Source organism: Pseudomonas entomophila (genome assembly GCF_018417595.1).
Taxonomy (GTDB): Bacteria; Pseudomonadota; Gammaproteobacteria; order Pseudomonadales; family Pseudomonadaceae; genus Aquipseudomonas; species Aquipseudomonas entomophila_C.
Genome location: NZ_CP070982.1, coordinates 2,870,380 through 2,888,979 on the forward strand (window position 1 = coordinate 2,870,380; position 18,600 = coordinate 2,888,979).

The following is an 18,600-nucleotide window of genomic DNA, read 5'->3' on the forward strand; positions in this document are numbered from 1 at the left end:
CGCGGCTAAAGCCGCTCCTACAAGACCTCGACCAGCCGGCCATCACGCCCCAGGTGATAGCGCTGCAGATCCTGCGCCAGGACCAGATTGCCGCGATAATGCGCCAGCGCTTCTTCGCGTACATCCTCGATCGAGCTGCCACGTGCCGAGCCGGTACCCTGGTAGCGCGCGCTGAAGTGAGTCAGCACCAGGTTCGGTACCTGCGCCGCCTCGGCAAACCGCGCCACCGCGGCGGCGGTGCTGTGGCCGAAGGTGGCCTGGGCACGCTCGACCACCGGCTCCGTGAAGGTCGATTCGTGCACCAGAACATCCACCGCTTTGGCCAGCTCGGCCAGCAATTCCGGGCGGTCGTTGTCGCCACAGACGATGATGCGTTGCGGCGGGCGCTGAGGCTGCAGGTAGTCCTGTGGCTTCAGCGCCCGCCCTTCATGTTCCACCGCCAGGCCACGGGCCAGTTGGCCCCACAGCGGCCCGGCCGGCACGCCGTCGGTCTGCAGGCGCGCGGTATCCAGCCGTGGCTCGGGGTCCTGCTCGTCGAACACGAAGCCGTAGGAGGGCACGCGATGGGACAGCTCGACCTTGCCGACCTGGATATTGCCGCAGGTGAACCCATCGAAGGTCTCGAGAGGCTGCAGTTGCAGCTCGAACGGCAGGTAGGTGTCGCTGACCGCCAGGCCCTGGCGCACCCAGTCGTGCAGGGCGGTGGGCATGATCAGCGGCAGCGGCGTCTTGCGCCCGGACATGCCTGCGCTGGCCAGCAGCCCCGGCAGGCCGAAGCAGTGGTCGCCGTGGACATGGGTGATGAAGATCGCGCGCAGGTCACGCATCGACAGTGGGCTGCGCAGCAGCTGGTGCTGGGTGCCCTCGCCGCAATCGACCAGGTACCAGCCGTGGCCGGTGGATTCGATGACGGCGGTTGCGCTTACATTGCGGGCCTTGGTGGGCACACCGGAAGAGGTGCCCAGAAACTGCAGGTCCATTGCCTGACTCCTTGACGTTTACGACGCACCGCATTGCGCGGCGCGCGCGGAGGCTAGCATGGCTGCGGCTGCGAGCAAAGCCGGTCAGCGAATTGGCATCCTGCACCAGCACCCAAGCTACTGGGCAAGGTGATGCAGGCAAGGTGTGGAAAGTGTAGTGTAGCCTGGCGGGCGGGCAGGGCCGTGAAACTGTCATGCGCTTGTCATGAGGCTGATTCTAGGATGCCAGGATACTTCCGGATCGCATCGCGCATGCTCAACGCCAGCACCCCACACCACGAAGCGGACCTGCACGGCCTGCTCTACGCCTATGTGTTTCGCCCCGGCTTGCCGGGGCGTGAACTCGACGCGGCGCAAGCGACGGCGCGCCTGCTCGCGCCTGACCACAGCGACGAGTTCCTCTGGTTGCACCTGAACCTTGCCCACGCCGCCTGCGAGCGCTGGATGAAGAGCAACCTCGACCTGCCGGAAACCTTTTTCGAGACCTTGCGCGAAGGGTCGCGCTCCACGCGAATCGAGCATGTCGACTCGGCCTTGCTGGCGGTGGTCAACGACCTGGTGTTCAGCTTTGGTCTGGTGTCTTCCGATGTCTCGACGCTATGGGCCTGCGCCCGCTGCCGGCTGCTGGTCAGCGCCCGGTTGCAGCCGCTGCATTCGGTGGACGAGCTGCGCTCCTCGGTGAAGCGCGGAGAATGTTTCGGTTCCACGGTGGAACTGTTGGTGCACCTGGTGCGCGACCAGAGCGACCTGCTCACCCAGGTGGTGCGCGAAACCACGCTGAAGGTCGACCGTATCGAAGACCAACTGCTATCGCTGCGTTTGAGCGACAACCGTGCCGAGCTCAGCAGCCTGCGCCGCGTGCTGGTGCGCCTGCAACGCCTGCTGGCCCTGGAACCGGGCTCGCTGCTGCGCCTGCTCAATCGCCCGCCCGAGTGGCTGGGCGAGCAGGATATCCGCCAGATGCGGGCTTCCACCGAGGAGTTCTCGGTGATCATCAACGACCTGACCAGCCTGGTCGAGCGGATCAAGCTGCTGCAGGAAGAGATCGCCGCCAAGCTCACCGAGCAGAACAACCGCACGTTGTTCACCCTGACCGTGGTGACCGTGCTGGCGCTGCCGATCAACATCATCGCCGGCTTCTTCGGCATGAACGTCGGTGGCGTGCCGCTGGCGGACGACCCTCACGGTTTCTGGGTGCTGGTGGCGCTGGTGGTGACCTTCACGGTAATTGCAGGGCGCTGGGCGTTTCGCAAGCGCGGGGACTACTGACCTCGGTGACTGCCGACGCCTGCAACGCGGGTCGGCCGTAGAACACCAGCGCCGTGCCCCAACTGGTCAGCCAGACGAAAATCCCGGCCCAGAAGGTGTGGGACATGTAGTGCCAGCCCTGCAATACCCGGGTGGTGCCATAGATGAACCCGACCACGAGGATCGCCAGCAGAAGCTTGCGGGCGTGTGGCCAGCGGTGGCGCAGGGCGACGAAGTACAGGGCCAGCAAGGTGAAACCACTGGATGCGTGGCCGCCCGGCCAGCAGCGGCCTGGCCCGGCCTTGTCCAGCCAGGTGAACTGCTGGTACCACTCCAGATGCGCCTCGTTGCCCCCGTACAGGGTGGTTTCCACAGGGCAGTACACACCCGTGTGGCTCTTGAGGTAATGGATGACGCCGGTGCACAGGGCGAAGGCCACCACGACATACAGGAAGTCGCGCCGGTGATCGGCGGTAAAGCGCAGCAGCGGGGCGATTCGAATGCCTTCGACGGCGCGGGTCGCTTGCGCGGAACGGCGCAACAACGGCCACAGCAATGACAGCAGCAGGCCGATGACGGCCAGTTCGCCGGTCCAGTCCGGGAGAATCCGTGGCCACTTGTGGGTGGCTTTCTCGAACCAGACGTTGTGCTGGAAGATGAACTGGCCGCTGGCTGGGTCCAGCAGCAGGTCGCTGATCCAGCGGTCCAGGCGGGTCAGGTCGAACAGCACGAAGACCAGCGCCGACAGCAGCAGCGGCAGGCCGAGGTTGTTCAGGTAGAAACGCGCGCGCGGTGTGAATGGCATGTCAGGCTCCCTTGCCGACTTCGAGCTTGCGCCACTGGGTGGCGTTCATCTGGCCAAGGATCCTGGCCTGGCCATGGCTGCCCAGGGTGACGAACAGGGCACTGGCGTAGCTGCTCGAACGTTCGCCGCCGGCGACCCCTAGCGTGCGCTCAAGCTGGTCGATGCAACCACTGTGGGTGACCAGCACCAGATTATGCCCGGCACGCTTGTGGGCGAAGACCGCCTGGCTGAAATCCCGGTCACATTGCGCCAGCCATTCCTGGGTGGCAACAGGTTTGGCAAACATGAAACCGGCGGTCTGCTGGGTGCGCACCTCGGGGCTGGCGAGCAGGTCGGCGCTGTCCAGGCCCAACTGGCGCAGGCCAGCGCCGACCCCTTCGGCGGCCTGGCTGCCGGCAACGGTGATACCGGTGGGGTCGTTCAGGCAGGCCGCATGGGAGCGGTCGCACCGCTCGGCATGGCGTACCAGGACGATCACCGAACCGGCTGCCCATTCGCCGTACACACCCTGGCTGCGCATCTGCTGCGCGCTGCCCAGGTCGGCGACCTGCGTGGAGGTTACCCAGCGGGTCGCCGCCACCAGTGCCAGCAACGCGCAGAGGCCGACCGCGACGAGTGCCAGGGAGGACCAGCGGAACACCTTGGGCGTTTTCAGCGTGGCGGGTTTATCGATGGTGCCCTGCAACATGCAAACACTCCATGAAAGCGGAAGGAGCGGACAAGGCACGCTACGGCAGCCCATCCGAAAGTGGCTGCACTGTAAGAAGGCAGATGTTGGCGAAGAGTGAGGCGGATGTGAAAAAAGTGCGAGACCGGCTCGGCGGTATGCCCACGTCACGGCTGAGGAGGGCAGGACGTGGGCAGGATGAATCGGTAGACGATATTTTCACGTGCGTCGCTATAACATAACGAAATAAACTCGCCCGTCGTCAAATGCCTGGCCGCTACATCCCGTTCGGCTGCGCACCAAGCCTGGAGCCCTCATGAGCGTCAATCTGGATACCGCAGACCTGGAGGGCATGCCACGCTTCCAGCAATCGCCCGGCCAGGCGCGCCGCCTGGTCCTGCTGAGCCACTGCACCTTGTTGGGCGCGGGCCTGTTGTGGTTGCTGGCCTTCCTGGTCGGGTTGTTCGCACCTGCCAGTCACTGGACCGTGCTGCTGGCCGTCAACGCTGCGGCGTTCATGCTGCTTGGCGCGGTGGCGCAGTCCGTGTGGACGCCGGTCAGCTGGCGTGCCGAGGCCCTGGGCGAGCGGCCGGCGCCACTGGCCTTCTGGCGCGCCCTGGCGCACGCCGACGAGCCACCGGCGAATGCTTATGAACGCTGGCTGGCGCGTATCGGTGATGCCTGGCGCAAGCAATTGCGGCGGGTCGGCCATGATGCCTTGCGCCTGGCGGCCCTGGCGTTGCTCGCCCTGGCCGTGCTGGCGGGCGCCTGGCGGCTCGACCTGCCGGCGCCGACGCTGGCGGGGCAGGCCGGCTGGGTCGCCGTTGCGCTGTTCGGCGCCATCGCCTTCGGCCTGCTGGTGTTCGAGCGTCACCTGGCGGCGACTCCCGCGACGGATTGGCCGGAGGCCGGCGCCCTGGCCGCGGTGGTGCGGTTGGTCATCGCCGTCCAGGTGCTGTCCATTCCCTGCCTGGTGTTCGCCGACGGCCTGCGCCTGTGGCCCGCGCGGTTGGCGGTGCTGATCGCCATCCTGCCCGGCCTGCTGGCGCTGGAACTGTTGCTGCGCGCGGTGCTTTCGGTGTTCCGCCCGCAGCGCCCGCGCGAGGAGCCGACGTTGGTGGCGAACAGCCTGACGGCCGGGCTGCTGCAGTGGCCGCCGCGGCCACTGGCGTTCCTCCAGGGCGAATTGCAGCAGCGCCTGGGTATCGACCTGCGGCAGGTCTGGGCATTCGGTTTCATGCGCCGGGCCTTGCTGCCGGTGGCTGGGCTGGTGGCGCTGGTGGGGTGGCTGCTGACGGGCGTGGTGCAGGTACCGATGAACGGCCGGGGTGTGTACGAGCGCTTTGGCGACCCGGTAGCGGTCTATCCGCCCGGGCTGCACATAGGGTTGCCCTGGCCCTTGGGGCGGGTGCTGGCGGTGGACAACGGCACGCTCCATGAACTGGCCACCTCGGGTGACGCCGCGGTGGCCGACCCGTTGACCGATGCAGAAGGGCCACCACCTGCCAGCGCCAACCGCCTGTGGGATGCCGCCCACGTTGCCGAAAACGCCCAGGTCATCGCGGGCAGTGACGGCGGTCGGCAGAGCTTCCAGATCGTCAACATGGACGTGCGCTTCATTTACCGCATCGGCCTCGACGATGCCTCGGCAATCGCCGCCACGTATCACACCCGCGATGTCGCGCAACTGGTGCGCAGCATTGCCAACCGGGTGCTGGTTCACGATTTCGCCAATCGCTCGCTGGACGGGCTGTTGGGCGCGCAGCGCGAAGCCCTTGGTCGGGACATCGGCAACGCCGTGCAAGCCGACCTCGATCGGCTGGACAGCGGCGTGCAGATCCTCGTCACGGCGGTGGAGGCGATCCACCCACCGGCCGGCGCTGCCAATGCCTATCACGGCGTGCAGGCGGCGCAGATCGGCGCCCAGGCGCTGGTCGCCGAGGAGCGTGGCCAGGCCGCGCGGCAGGCAGCCCTGGCCCGGCAGAACGCCGCCGTGCAGACCGACAAGGCCAGCGCCGATGCCCACCAGATCACCGCCAGGGCGCAGGCCCAGGACATTGCCTTCAAGGCCGAAAGCGCGGCTTGGCGACAAGCCGGCCAGGCCTTCATCCTCGAGCAGTACCTGGCGCGCCTGAGCCAGGGGCTGGCCGCCGGCAATGCCCTGATCATCGACCACCGGTTGACCGCGGCCCAGGCCCCGACCGTGGACCTGCGCACATTTGCCCCGCCCATCGACCCGACCCCTTCCAGACCTCAGCAGGAGCGCGCCAATTGAGCTCTCACGCCCCCCATGCCCACCACGCGTGCGGCCACGATCATGCCCATGACCACGACCATCCCCATGCGCCACCGGCGAAGGGCGCGCGCTGGCGGGTGCTCGCCGCGCTGCTGCTGGTGCTGCTGCTGGCCACGGCGGCGTGTTTCGTCCAGGTCCGGGTGGGCGAGGCCACGGTCATCACCCGTTTCGGCAACCCGTCGCGGGTGCTGACCGAGCCTGGGCTGGCCTGGCGCTGGCCATTGCCGTTCGAGAACGCGGTGCCGGTCGACCTGCGCCTGCGCACCACCTCCAGCGGCCTGCAGGATGTCGGCACCCGCGATGGCCTGCGCATCATCGTGCAGGCATATATCGCCTGGCAGGTCGCCGCCGACCCGCAGAGCATCCAGCGCTTCATGCGCGCGGTGCAGAACCAGCCCGACGAGGCGGCGCGGCAGATCCGCACCCTGGTGGGCTCGGCGCTGGAAACCAGTGCCAGCGGCTTCGAGCTGGCCGACCTGGTCAACGTCGACGCCAGCCAGGTGCGGATCGACGCCTTCGAGCAGCGCTTGCAGGCGCAGATCGAGCAGCAACTGGCGCAGACCTACGGCATCAAGGTGGTGCAGGTGGGCATCGAGCGGCTCACCCTGCCCAAGGTGACGCTCGAAGCCACGGTCGAGCGCATGCGTGCCGAGCGCGAGACCATCGCCACCGAACGCACCGCCGAAGGCAAGCGCAAGGCCGCCGAGATCCACTCGGCGGCGGAGCGTGATGCGCGGATCCTCGAGGCCGACGCCAACGTCAAGGCGGCGCAGGTCCAGGCCCAGGCCCAGGTCGAGGCCGCGCAGGTCTACGGCAAGGCCTACGCCAGTGCGCCGGAGCTGTACAAGCTACTGCGCTCGCTCGACACGCTGGGCACGGTCGTCACCCCCGGCACGCGCCTGGTGCTGCGCACCGACGCCGCGCCGTTCCGCGCCCTGGTCGATGGGCCGCCAGCGCCTTCGAGCGCTGGCAATGGGGCAGGGCGCGGCCATGACTAGCCCGAGCCGTATGGCAGCCACCGGCAACCCCTGGCTGCAGTCGGCGCGTATCGGCTTCATCGCCCTTTATGGGGTGACCCTGGTCGCGGCGCTGGGCTGGTTGTTCGGCAATGTTCGCGAAGTGGGGCCCGACAGCCGAGCAGTGGTGCTGCGGTTGGGTGCCGAGCAACGCATCCAGGAGGCCGGCTTGCTGCTGGCCTGGCCGCGCCCCTTCGAGCAGGTGCTGATGCTGCCGTCGGCCGACCGGGTCAGCGAACGCCGGGTCGAGTTGCTGCTGCGTTCGGAACTGGCGCTGAAGTCGGACAAGAACGGTACCCTGGCCAGCGACGCCACGGCCGGCTCCGGCTATCTGCTGACTGGCGACGCGGGCATCGTGCAGTTGGAGGTGCGGGTGTTCTACAAGGTCAACGCACCCTATGCCTTCACCCGCCAGGGTGCGCACCTGGAACCGGCGCTGGATCGCCTGGTCGAGCGCAACGCCGTGCAAGTCTGCGCTTCGCGAGACATGGACACGATCCTGGTGGCCCGCCCAGAGCTGGTCGGCGCCGACGCCCAGGTTGCCGAGCGCCGCGAGCGCCTGCGCGGCGACCTGCAACGCGGCATCAACCGCAGCCTCGCCGCGCTCAAGACGGCGGGCACCGACCTGGGCATCGAGGTGGTGCGGGTCGATGTGCAGTCTTCGCTGCCGTTGTCGGCGGTGGGGGCGTTCAATGCGGTACTCACCGCCAGCCAGCAAGCCGAGAAAGAGGTGGCCCAGGCCCGCAACGATGCCGCCCGGCAACTGCAGCAGGCCACCCAGGCCGCCGATCATACCGTGCAGGTTGCCCAGGCCGAGGCCCGTGAGCGTTTGGCCCGGGCCAATGCCGACACCGCCACCATCGCCGGCCTGGCGCAGCAGCAAGACCCCGGGCTGATGCTGCGCCTGTACCGCGAACGCATGCCGGCGATCCTGTCCCGGGCCGGGGCCGTCACCACGGTCAACCCTGATGACAGTGGGCACCTGATCCTCGAGGGCCCCAAGCCGTGAAGCGCGATCTTCGCCACCCGCACCTTGCGACCACTTGCCTCCGGAGCCGACTGCGATGAGCGCCCACCACCATCACCATCACGGCCATCACCATGGTCACCTTCACTTTGGCGCCGGGCTGTTGTCCGCTGACGAACGCCGGCAGGCGGGGCAACAACTGACCTTGGCCATGCTTGCCCTTGGCCTGCTGGCACTCGGGCTGATCTGGCGCTGGCTGGCCCCTTCGCAGGACGGCGTGGCACAGCTGCTACTGGGTGTGGCGTCACTGCTGGTGGCCGTGCCGGTGCTGCGTTCGGCCTGGCACAGCCTGCTGCAACCGTCCCTGCACGGTGTCACCGACCAGTTGATCGCCCTGGCCATGCTCGGTGCCTGGGCCACCGGCGACCTGGCCACCGCGGCGCTGCTGCCGATCATCATGATCCTCGGCCATGTGCTCGAAGAGCGCAGTGTGCTGGGGTCCCAGGAGGCCATCGGTGCCCTCGGCCGGCTGACCCGCAGCCAGGCGCGGCTGATCGGCGCCGACGGTGAGGTGCGGGAGGTCGACAATGCCAGCCTGAAACCCGGCGACCAGGTGGAAGTGCGCGCCGGTGACCGGGTGCCGGCCGATGGCCGCGTGCTGCATGGGCAGGCCAGCCTGGACACTGCGCCGATCACCGGCGAAGCCTTGCCCCAGGAAGTGGACGTCGGGGCGCAGGTTTACGGTGGCGCGATCAACCTCGATGGCCTGCTGCGTGTCGAGGTCACCGGCATCGGCGACGACTCCACGCTGGGCAAGGTAATCGCCTTGATGCAACGCGCCGAGCAGGCCAAGCCACCGATCACCCGCCTGTTGGAGCGCCATGCCGGGCGCTACCTGGTGCTGGTGCTGTTGATCGCCGCCGCCACCTGGTTCGTCACCGGCGATGCCCAGGCCATGCTCGCGGTGCTGGTCGCCGCCTGCCCGTGCGCGCTGGTGCTGTCGGCGCCGGCCACGGCGATTGCCGGGATCGCCGTGGCCGCGCGGCACGGCATCCTGATCCGCGGCTCGGCGTTTCTCGAGGAACTGGCCGACCTGTCGTCGCTGGTGATCGACAAGACCGGCACCCTGACCCACGGTGCGCTGCACCTGCAGCGGGTATTGCCGGGCGAGCCGGGCTTGGCGCAAGAGCAGATCATCCGCCTGGCCGCCAGCCTCGGCACCGCCAGCAGCCACCCGGTCAGCCGGGCCCTGGCCAGCCGGGTGCCTCATGACCAACATCTGGCCGTCAGCGAGCTGCATGAGCGCCAGGGCTTCGGCGTGGTTGCCCGCACCGAGCGGGGCGAAGCGGCACTGGGCCGCCCGGAGCTGTTCACGCGCCTGGGCATCGAGATCCCGCCAGTGCCGGAACACGACGGCCCCATTGCCGGGCTGGCCCTGAACGGCCGTTTCCAGGGCTGGTTGCTGCTGGCCGACAGCATCCGCCAGGAGGCGCCGCAAGCACTTGAGCAGCTTCGCGCATTGGGGCTGGGCCGGCAGTTGCTGCTTACCGGCGACCGGCGCAGCGTCGCCGAGGCGGTCGCCAGCCAGACCGGAATCAGCCGTGTGGTCGCCCAGGCCTTGCCCGAAGACAAGCTGCGCCACGTCAACCAGGAGATCCACGCCGGCTTCCGGCCGATGGTGGTCGGTGACGGCATCAACGATTCACTGGCGCTCAAGGCCGGCGTGGTCGGGGTGGCGATGGGCGCGGGCGGTACCGACATCGCCATGGCCGCGGCGGATATCGTGCTGATCAACGGCGACCTGCGCCGCCTGGCCACCTGCATTCGCCTCAGCCGCCTGTGCCGGCGTACCCTGCAATGGAACGTGCTGATCGGCCTGGGCTGGACGCTCGGCATCATGCTGGCGGCGGCGTTTGGCTTGCTGGGGGCGGCGGGGGCGATGATCGCGGCGTTGCTGCACAACCTCAGCACCTTGCTGGTGCTGGGCAATGCCGGGCGCTTGCTGCGCTATGACGAACGGGACATGAAGGGCTGAGCGAGGCAAGGAGCCGCGGGCAGTTACCCGCGGCTGCCAGGGGCATCGTTACTTGAAGTCCCACTGCATCTGGGTGGCGATGCTCACGCCGCTGGACGATTTGACACACACGTCCAGGTAGTCGGTGAAGCGCGGCGGCACCGCGATCCCTTCCTCCAGCAGGCGGCTGTTGTCGAACAGGTAGTTGAGGTCGGCGAAGCCGCTGTACAGGCGCAGGGCGCGCAGCACCAGGCGCGGGTTGGCTGGGCCGATGCGGGTTTCGAAGCTGCTGGCCAGCGACTTCAGGTCGTCGACATCCACCTTGCGGTAACGCTCACCCACTGGCTTCGCGCCATTGGCCAGGGCGAAGGCCTCGTCGATCTCGGCGAAGGTGCAGGCCGAGCCGTGGCCGGCGGAGATGTGGTAGAGGTCGTGGCTCAGTTGCGGCTTGAGCGCCAGGCCGATCAGCGCCTCGGCGCAGTAGTCCACCGGGATCACGTCGATCTGTTCGTCGAGCCCGCAGGTGAAGCTTTCCAGGGCGAAGCCCATGCGGAACACCCAGAAGATGCTGCCGGAGGCCTGGCAGCCAAGGCTGCGGTGGCCGACCACGATGGACGGGCGCGCCACCACCAGCGGCAGGTTCGGCAGTTGTTCGCGCATGCGCCGCTCGATTTCCGCCTTGGACGCGGTGTAGTCCACCAGTTGCTGCTCGGCCTCGGGGAAGTCCCACGATTCGCTGATCGGCGACTCGCGCTCCGGGCCGCAGCACATCGCCGTGCCGACATGCAGGAAGCGCTTGAGGCGCTTGGAGCGGCTCAGCACTTCGGCGAAGGCGTAGGTGCCTTCGACGTTCACCGGCCAGATGGTCGGGTTCTTCGAAAACGATGCTACGGCGGCGCAGTTGATTACTCGGTCGACCTGCATCAGGCGCGGTGTTTCCCGGGCCAGCCAGGAGGTGTCGAGGAAGTCGCCGCAGATGATCTGCTCCTCGCCCAGCGTCAGGTTGTCAGCGTGGCTGACACCGTGCTGCAGCAGGTTGTCGCGCAGGCGCTCAAGGCCTTGCTGGCGGCTTTCGGCGCGTACCAGGAAGCACAGGTTGGCTGCTTGGCCATCGGCGATCAGCTGGGCGGTGACCGAGCCGCCGAGGAAACCCGTGGCGCCGGTCAGCAGGATGCGTTCAGGGAGGTGATGCAGGGTTTGTGGCGCACCAGTGACGTGGGAGTTCATATATATCCTCGGCAACTTAGTTGCCCGCGTGACGACGCAAAGTTGATGTAAAAACTTTGTGAAAAGTGGGTCGTTCTTTCGGTGGCAGGTTTTTATCAAACCTGTGTATTCGCCGAGCCTCGATGGCCATGCGGCGGGCCGTGGGTTACGCGTGCTGGCGGCCATGATGGCGCCGGCTGTAAGTGGCTACTTCCTGCCAACCGGATGGGCAGCAGAACAGGCGCTTCCAATTAAGCGGTGGGCCATTTTCTCTGGCTCGGGGCCGGTTTTCAATTGCCTGGCCTGTTACAGATGGGCGTTTTTGGTGAAAGAATTTTAATGAGTGTTGGAATACATGTGATTTTGTATGAAAGATGTAAATTTGTTTAACTTCCACTAAAAAAGTTTTAACTGTTAGCGTGCTTACGATGCCGGTACTTCAGGCCCTGATATTAATGATGTGAGGCAGCCGGACACATCGCGGCTGTCCAGAAGTTCACCCCGATCGCCTTTCAGGAACAGTGTCGGCGTGCCATTCCAGTCACCCACGAACACACCATAGACCTGGTGGGTCTCGAAGCGATCGTGGTGCAGTTCGACCATGCAGCTACGGTCATGGGGAGGCCGTTGGCGCAGTTGCACGGCCAGCCGATGAGGGCCCGGCATCACGCCGACCTGCTGCGCATCGACAACGGGCGTGCCATCGACCGCCGCCAGGCTGACCTGGTGCACGGAGGGCACCGGGTAGAGTTTGATCAAGGCCTGCTCGGGCGCCGGACGGGCCAGCAGGGTACAGGCGGACAGCAGGGAAAGGCCCAGCAGCCCGAGCGCGGTGCGGATTGGATTCATGGCAGCGAGCGGACCTCAGAAAGCGTGGCGGTAGAACAGCGAATACGATTCGATGCCGTTGTTCGGCTGCTTGATGCCAGCGTTGGAGTAGTGGATGAGCCGCAGGCCGACCCGGTCCTGATTGGCGAATTTCAGGCCGACGCCGAGACGGTCTTCGAAGTGGAACGCCGAGCCCAGGGTTCGGTCGCCCACTTGCGTGCCCGAGAACAGCGCCACGCCGACGCCCGCTTCGATGAAGGGCACGAGGCTGCCGGTGGTGTTGAACTCGTAGAGGAATACCGGCGCGAAGGACAGCGAGGTGCGGGCCGAGGCGCGCTTGCCGGCTTCCCAGTGGGTCAGGCCGGCGTCCCAGTAACCGGTGAGGTGGCCCGTGTCGCTCACCAGCCAGCGTTTGTCCCAGTCGAAGCCCAGGCCGATGCGGCCGACGAAGCCGTTCTGCCCGGTGGTGCCGAGGGCGCCGCTGATGTCCGTGGCCTGGCTGTTGCCGGCGAACGCGCAGAGTGCGAGGAGGGCGAGGGTTGGAGCGAAAGATCTTGGCATGAGAATCACAGCACCGAATTGGATGAAGCCGCGCGCGGCGCCAGCCTTCATGGCTGGCGGGCGGGCATGCTAAAGGCGGTTGCTGAAGGTGCTGTTCAGGGATTATCAAGATTCGGTCAAGATGCGGGACTTATCTGTGCCGCAACACCAAGGAGAGGGCAGGTGTGAGCGGTGGTTCGATTCACTGGATTGCGAGGTGAAGGGGCAACGACACCAGCAACGCCAAACCACCCTCGTCGCGCCGTTGCGCGGCGATATGCCCGCCATGGGCTTCGCAGATCGCCTGGGCGATCGACAACCCCAGGCCGCCGCCGCCGGTTACCCGCGCGCGGGACTGCTCGGCCCGCCAGAAGCGCACGAACATGTTGCCCAGGTCCTTCTGCGCGATGCCCTGGCCACGGTCGAGGAATTCCAGGCGCAGCCACGCACCTTCGCGACGTGCTGTAACTTCCAGCGTGCGGCCATCGGAAGCGTACTTGATGGCGTTCTCGATCAGGATGTTGATCAACTGGCCCAGCCGGCTCCTGTCCGCCTCGACGTCCAATGCGCCGGGCAGGCGTGAGGTAACCCGCATTTCGGCTGCCTCGAACTGCGGCGCGAACCAGTCCAGGCGTTCCTCGACCAACCGGGCCAGGGAGAACCCGGTGACGTGCAAGGGCAGCTGGCCGGCATGGGCCAGCGACAGCAGGTGCAGGTCGCCCACCAGGGTGTTGAGGTTGTTCAACTGGCTCTGCACCAGGCGCAACTGCTCCGGGCTCATCGGGAACACGTCGTCGAGCATGCCCTGGACCCGCCCCAGCGCGGCATTGAGCGGCGTGCGCAGTTCATGGGCGAGGTTGGAGCTGGACTGCGCCACTTCGCGTTCGTACAGCGACAGGCGCTCGACCATGCTGTTGAAGTCGCCGCACAGGCGTTGCATCTCTGCCGGCTGGCCCGGGTACTGCACCACCCGCACCTCGAGGTCGCCACCGGCCACCTGGCGCGCCGCCTGGGCAAGCTTGCGGAACTGCCGGGACAGCGGCCGGGACAGCCACAGCGCGATGATGATCACCAGCGGGATGACCAGGGCGACGAAGCTGTACAGCGCCAGCCAGTCGGCGTCGTTGCCGATGTCGGGCAAGAAACTCTCGACGTCGTAGTAGCGTCGCAGCAGCTCCCAGAGCACCCCCTCGTGCTGTTTCACGTCCGCCAGCGCGGCGACGTACTGAGCACGGTCGGCAGGTGTCATCGAGGCCATCACGTGGTATTCGACGGCGTGGTAGTACAGGTACATGCAGCCGACGACGGTGAGCACCGCGCTGATGGCCAGCACGGTCATGCGCGAGCCGACCCAGGCCCACAACGAGTTCCTGCCCAGCGCCATCAACGGAACCGGTAGCCCACCGAGCGCACTGTCACCAGCACCTCGGTGATGCCCACCGCCTCGAGCTTGCGCCGCAGGTTGTGTACATGGGTGTCGATGATCCGTACCAGTGCATCGCTGTCGGGCATGCACAGCTCCAGCAGTGCCTCGCGGCTGAAGGCCTTGGACGGTGCGCGCAGCAGCGCGGCGAGCAGCAGGAACTCCGAGCGAGTGAGGTCCAGGATCGTCTCGTCGCCACTGGCATGGCGCACCCCGGCGACGATGCGTTCGTTGTCCACCCACACCCCGGCGCACTCGAAGCGTTGCTGGGCAGCGGTGGAGGCACCGTAGCGGCGCAGCACGGCATGCACCCGGGCCACGACCTCTCGTGGGTTGCAGGGCTTGACCACATAATCATCGGCGCCGTAGCGCAGCGCGCCGATCTTGTCCGGCTCGTCGCCGATGGCGGTGACCATGATCACCGGCGTGTTGTCGTTGCGGCGGATCTCCGACAGCAGTTCCGGGCCGGAGAGCTTGGGCAGCATCATGTCCAGCAGGACGATCTGCGGCGACCATTGGCGAAACAGCGCCAGGCCCCTGGCACCGTCCTCGGCCACCGCCACCTCGAAGCCGTCCTTGCGCAGGTAGGCCTCGAGGATGCTGGCGCCATCGGCGTCGTCCTCGACTATCAATACGCGCTTGGGGAGCATGGCGTTCCTTCGGGGGTATAGGGGTAGGGCGGCGCAGCTTAGCATGGGTCAACGGCGAAGGTTACGCCTCCCCAGGGCCTGCGCGGGAAAGGTAGGAGCCGGACTTGCCGGCGAAAGGGCCGGCACAAACGACAAACCCACTTGATCCGTCAGGCGAGAAACTGCGGATCCGACTGGGCATCGTCCTGACGGGCCTCTATCTGGCTGTCCTGCTGCACACTGAGGTAGACAGCGGCGCCACACAGGCCCGCCAGCCCGATACTGGCCACGACGATCTCGCCCAGTAACACGCCGACGACCAGTGCCAGCAGGCTGAGACGGCTGAGGGTGGTCACGGTCATGGCCATTGCGCTCCGTCAGGAAGGTGACGACCACCATAACGTCCAGGGAGAGATTGCACAGCCAAGGGGAGACGGCTTGGCACTAAGTGCCGGTGTTTTGGCCGATAAGTCTCCAATCGGGCTTGTTGTGTTGCGCATATGAATGTCGTCGGCTTGGGGGACTGCTGCTGCAACGAAGCCTTTTTCTCCCGTTACCTATAATTTCGCTGCAGGCCTGCCTGCGTTGGAATCAACAGGAGAGTGTGGGGTTTGAAGAAGTTCGAGCGCAAATGATGAGGCGCCCTGAGTATGCTGAATTTCCAGAGGCGTCCGAAGCTAGAGAATTGATTCCGCCGGCATGGACTGCTCCGTGGGGCACAATTTACATGGAAACATCAGCGCCCGATTACAATGTCGATGGTGTGCTTGATATAGATAAAATACGTTCAACCATCATACATGAAAGCCTGCACGCGGCATCTCATAATCATGTGGGTTTTCAGGGTGAAGGTTCCGAGGAGAATCTGAATCATGATGAGTATGTGACTGATTACTATGCCAAGATGGTATATGAAAAATTATTTCCGGGTGCAGAGTACAAGGCGGGTTATTTCACCAAAGATGGCGGTGCGGTGCACTGGGCGGGGAATTTGACTAAGTTTATGATTGAATCAGGGCATGTTTCGAAAGATGGACTTGAGAATGCCTACTTTCATACAGGAGAATATCGCAAGCTCCAAGGTGATCTGAAGAGCCATTGGTTGCGTATAGCCACGCAAGTAAAAGGCCCATGGACATATTAGAGCGATTGCGAATGTATTTACTGGGCGTACTGGGAGGAGATTGATGGTTTCACTTCGGCAGCGGTCAGGGTGTGGCCGCTACCGAGGCTATTGCAGCAAACCTCTTGATCTTAGCCGACGCTCACCAAGCCGTTCACCCAGCCTGAGCAGATAACCATCCGGATCCTGAACCAGACACTGGCGCTGGCCTACCTCCACGTCCCCAGCCCGGTACCACGCATCCTCACAGGCCTGAAACAGCGGCCACCCGGCGTGGCGCAGGCGCTCGATGACGGGTGCGACTTCAGCGACCTCGATCTGAAAGTTGATACCTCGTCCCAACGGCGCTTCCAGCCGGCCGGTGATCCACTGCTCGTCGAGGTTGATCTGTTCGAGCATGACCTGGGCGCCCTCCAGGTCCAGATAGGCGAATCCCTCCTCGGGGCGCTGGTAAGCCACCTGGAAGCCCAGCAGCGACACCCAGAACCCCAGGCTTCGTTCAAGATCGGTAACGATCAGTTCGGGAACCAACTTACTTCGTTCAAACATTCGATTCATCCTTGGCTAAGGATCGGAGGGCGATGCCCTCGCACACACCGACATGCCAGCGATTACGACCCGCGCCCTTGGCACAGTAGAGCGCCTGGTCCGCGGCGTCGAGCAACGATTGCCAGCGATCCAGCTCTGCCCCGAAGGCGCTGCTGGCGCCAATGCTGACCGTTACCCGGCCAAAGGGACTACCTGGGTGCTCGATCGTTTCTTGCATCAACCGTTCGAGCATCTGCTTCGCGACCGTTACCGCACCGCCACTGTCGGTGTTGGGCAGGATCACGGCCATTTCCTCGCCACCGTAACGGGCCAGCAGGTCGGACGGGCGGCGGATGCACGTCGCCAGCACCTGGGCGACTCGCTGCAGGCAAGCGTCGCCGGCAGGGTGGCCATAGGTGTCGTTGTAGCGCTTGAAGTGGTCGATATCGACCATCAGCAAGGCCAGCGATGTGTCGTCCCTCTGGGCCCGACGGGCCTCCAGGGCCAGCGTTTCGTCGAAGCGGCGCCGGTTGGCCAGGCCCGTCAGCGCATCGTTCATCGCCAGGCGTTCGAGCTGCTGGTTGCTGACGAGCAACTGCTGTTGCGCCTCCCGCAACTGATCCTGCACTGTGATGCGTCGGCGGATAGCGCGGATCAGCATCCAGCCGATGACCCCAGTCAGGGCCAGCAGGCCGGCGACCACCAGCAGCGACAGCAACGCCTCCAGCCGCCAGGCCGCCAGCGCCTCGCGCTTGCCCAGGGCCACCGTGGTCAGCAGCGGCAGCCGGTCGCTCTTGCGAAAGGCGTACAACCGCTCCACGCCGTCCAGGCTGGAGGTGAACGACGCGGTGCCCACCGACTGATCGACCAGGTACTTGGCGTAGATCGGCGACTTGGAGAAATTGCGGCCCATGTCCTGCTCGCGGAACGGGTAACGCACCAGCAGCGAACCGTCGGTATGCGACAGGCCGATCGCGCCGTCCTGGCCCACGTCGATCTTGCCGAACAGGCGCAGGAAGTTCTCGATACCCAGCGTCACCGCCACCACGCCGGCAAATTCGCCGTCCGGGCCATTGAACCGACGGCTGACGGTGATCACCCACTCCTGGTTGGAGCGGCTGCGGATCGGCGGGCCGATGAAGGGCTCGGGGGACGGGTCGTCGCGGTGATGGATGAAATAGGCGCGGTCGCTGCTGTTGGCGCCTGCCGGGATTGGCCGGTTGGAGGACATCAGCCAGCGACCGTCCCTGTCGTAGATGGTGACACCACTCATCTGCGGCATCAGGGGCTGCTGGCGGCTGACCAACTGGCTCAGGCGCTCGATCTGGGCCACTCCGCTGCCCTCCGTCTCCAGGCGCTCGACCAGGCCGAGGAGGATCATCGAGCTTTGCTTGACGATACCTTCGGAATAGGTGGCCAGGGCCTGGGTCAAGTTGAGGCTGTGGGTGTTGATGTCCTCCAGCGCCCGTTCCCGTGAAGCCACCACTTTCCACAGTGTCAACGATGCCAGCGAACAGGCGATGACCAGTAACAGGAGGAATACAAGGTGGATGTCACGCTTCACGTCAGTACCTGATGGGGAGTCCGGGGCCGCTGCTGGCGATCATGGGTCGAAAGCCATGGCAGAAGGCCATTTCTGGCCCATGCAAGGATACAAGGAGATCGACAAGGCGCACAGCGATGGCCTCATGGGCATGACGGGGCCGAACATTGTGTCGATTGCACGGGCCTGTTCGCCGGCAAAGCCGGCTCCTGCAGGTGCGACGCATGCGGTCCCTGTGGGAGCGGATTCATCCGCGATGCGCCGCGCGCGCGGCGCTCGATCCCCCAGGCGCTGCATCAGATTGCTACGCGGCCATCCGCAGGACGAGGGGCATGAACAATGCCCAGAGCGGCGCCAGCAGCAGGGCGGTGAGCGCAGGACCCAGCGGCAGCTCGACACCCGCCAACCTGGCACCGGCCAGGTAAGCCAACGGCCCGCCCACCAGGCCCAGCAGCGCCGCCCGCCAATATGGACGTGCTGCCCAGGCCAGGCTATGGCGCAGGCCGCTGGCGAGCACCAGCCAGAGCAATGCCAGCCACAGGGGCAGGGGCCACTGCCCGAAACGAAATGCCCCCAGTGCCCCCAATACACTGTCCAGCAACCAGCCAGCCGGGGCCACACACAGCAACGCGCGTACTTCTCCAAGGCGGTCCGGACAACGCCAAAGGTGCATGAGCAAACCCAGCGGCACGATCGGCAGCAGCCATGGCAAGCTGGCCCCGAGCACGCAGACCCACCAGCCGACCTGTAGCCACAGGGCGTTGCCGATCAGCCAGCGGTTGCTCAT

18 protein-coding genes are annotated in these 18,600 nt (G+C 65.8%); 6 read left to right on the top strand and 12 right to left on the bottom strand.

The genetic code is table 11. The features are described 5' to 3' along the window. Positions 1 to 17 precede the first annotated feature (17 nt). Positions 18 to 980, bottom strand: coding sequence for a ribonuclease Z (locus JYG34_RS12795; protein WP_213661011.1), 963 nt, complete (start codon positions 978 to 980; stop codon positions 18 to 20). Between the two features lie 252 nt (positions 981 to 1,232). On the opposite strand from JYG34_RS12795, the gene JYG34_RS12800 reads away from it, so the two are divergent. Continuing rightward, positions 1,233 to 2,249 (top strand): transporter, encoded by a 1,017-nt coding sequence (locus tag JYG34_RS12800; protein WP_213661012.1) that lies wholly within the window; start codon positions 1,233 to 1,235, stop codon positions 2,247 to 2,249. Here JYG34_RS12800 and JYG34_RS12805 read toward each other — a convergent pair. Beyond that, positions 2,200 to 3,033: a phosphatase PAP2 family protein gene (locus JYG34_RS12805; protein ID WP_213661013.1), complete on the bottom strand. Its 834-nt coding sequence runs from the start codon at positions 3,031 to 3,033 to the stop codon at positions 2,200 to 2,202. The genes JYG34_RS12800 and JYG34_RS12805 overlap by 50 nt on opposite strands. A 1-nt stretch (position 3,034) precedes the next feature. Next, positions 3,035 to 3,721 carry a histidine phosphatase family protein gene (locus tag JYG34_RS12810; protein WP_249746271.1) on the bottom strand — a complete coding sequence of 229 codons (687 nt, stop codon included), beginning with the start codon at positions 3,719 to 3,721 and terminating at the stop codon, positions 3,035 to 3,037. A 295-nt stretch (positions 3,722 to 4,016) separates the two neighbouring features. Between JYG34_RS12810 and JYG34_RS12815 the strand changes: the two genes are divergently transcribed. The 4 genes from JYG34_RS12815 to JYG34_RS12830 are packed head-to-tail and all read left to right on the top strand — an operon-like array spanning position 4,017 to position 10,014. Beyond that, a complete protein-coding gene (locus tag JYG34_RS12815) occupies positions 4,017 to 5,975 on the top strand; it encodes a protease modulator HflK (RefSeq protein WP_213661014.1) in 1,959 nt (652 codons plus the stop codon). Continuing rightward, positions 5,972 to 6,994 (top strand): protease modulator HflC, encoded by a 1,023-nt coding sequence (hflC, locus tag JYG34_RS12820; protein WP_213661015.1) that lies wholly within the window; start codon positions 5,972 to 5,974, stop codon positions 6,992 to 6,994. Before JYG34_RS12815 ends, hflC begins: the two co-directional genes overlap by 4 nt. Continuing rightward, on the top strand, positions 6,987 to 8,021 hold the full coding sequence (gene hflK, locus JYG34_RS12825; protein WP_213661016.1) for a protease modulator HflK: 1,035 nt from the start codon (positions 6,987 to 6,989) through the stop codon (positions 8,019 to 8,021). Before hflC ends, hflK begins: the two co-directional genes overlap by 8 nt. A 55-nt stretch (positions 8,022 to 8,076) precedes the next feature. Further along, a complete protein-coding gene (locus JYG34_RS12830) occupies positions 8,077 to 10,014 on the top strand; it encodes a heavy metal translocating P-type ATPase (protein WP_213661017.1) in 1,938 nt (645 codons plus the stop codon). A gap of 48 nt (positions 10,015 to 10,062) precedes the next feature. Here JYG34_RS12830 and cprA read toward each other — a convergent pair whose 3' ends face one another. From cprA to JYG34_RS12860, 6 genes are all read right to left on the bottom strand, one after another. Further along, positions 10,063 to 11,220 (bottom strand): cationic peptide resistance protein CprA, encoded by a 1,158-nt coding sequence (gene cprA, locus JYG34_RS12835; protein ID WP_213661018.1) that lies wholly within the window; start codon positions 11,218 to 11,220, stop codon positions 10,063 to 10,065. Positions 11,221 to 11,622: 402 nt separating this feature from the next. Then, positions 11,623 to 12,048, bottom strand: a complete 426-nt coding sequence (locus JYG34_RS12840; protein ID WP_213661019.1) for a hypothetical protein — start codon at positions 12,046 to 12,048, stop codon at positions 11,623 to 11,625. A 15-nt stretch (positions 12,049 to 12,063) separates the two neighbouring features. Continuing rightward, positions 12,064 to 12,588 (bottom strand): acyloxyacyl hydrolase, encoded by a 525-nt coding sequence (locus JYG34_RS12845; protein WP_213661020.1) that lies wholly within the window; start codon positions 12,586 to 12,588, stop codon positions 12,064 to 12,066. Positions 12,589 to 12,769: 181 nt separating this feature from the next. Next, positions 12,770 to 13,951, bottom strand: a complete 1,182-nt coding sequence (locus JYG34_RS12850; protein ID WP_249746272.1) for a sensor histidine kinase — start codon at positions 13,949 to 13,951, stop codon at positions 12,770 to 12,772. After that, the gene (locus tag JYG34_RS12855) at positions 13,951 to 14,640 is read right to left on the bottom strand and encodes a response regulator transcription factor (RefSeq protein WP_213661021.1); all 690 of its coding nucleotides are present in this window, start codon (positions 14,638 to 14,640) and stop codon (positions 13,951 to 13,953) included. The genes JYG34_RS12850 and JYG34_RS12855 overlap by 1 nt, the downstream gene beginning before the upstream one ends. 149 nt (positions 14,641 to 14,789) lie before the next feature. Continuing rightward, the gene (locus JYG34_RS12860) at positions 14,790 to 14,981 is read right to left on the bottom strand and encodes a hypothetical protein (RefSeq protein WP_249746273.1); all 192 of its coding nucleotides are present in this window, start codon (positions 14,979 to 14,981) and stop codon (positions 14,790 to 14,792) included. 242 nt (positions 14,982 to 15,223) lie between these two features. Between JYG34_RS12860 and JYG34_RS12865 the strand changes: the two genes are divergently transcribed. Continuing rightward, entirely contained in the window at positions 15,224 to 15,763 is a 540-nt protein-coding gene (locus tag JYG34_RS12865; protein WP_213661022.1) for a hypothetical protein, read from the top strand. Positions 15,764 to 15,850: 87 nt separating this feature from the next. Here JYG34_RS12865 and JYG34_RS12870 read toward each other — a convergent pair whose 3' ends face one another. From JYG34_RS12870 to JYG34_RS12880, 3 genes are all read right to left on the bottom strand, one after another. Next, a complete protein-coding gene (locus tag JYG34_RS12870; protein ID WP_213661023.1) occupies positions 15,851 to 16,291 on the bottom strand; it encodes a bleomycin resistance protein in 441 nt (146 codons plus the stop codon). After that, positions 16,284 to 17,834: a sensor domain-containing diguanylate cyclase gene (locus JYG34_RS12875; RefSeq protein WP_213661024.1), complete on the bottom strand. Its 1,551-nt coding sequence runs from the start codon at positions 17,832 to 17,834 to the stop codon at positions 16,284 to 16,286. The genes JYG34_RS12870 and JYG34_RS12875 overlap by 8 nt, the downstream gene beginning before the upstream one ends. A gap of 283 nt (positions 17,835 to 18,117) precedes the next feature. Further along, positions 18,118 to 18,600, bottom strand: coding sequence for a DUF2878 domain-containing protein (locus JYG34_RS12880; RefSeq protein ID WP_213661025.1), 483 nt, complete (start codon positions 18,598 to 18,600; stop codon positions 18,118 to 18,120).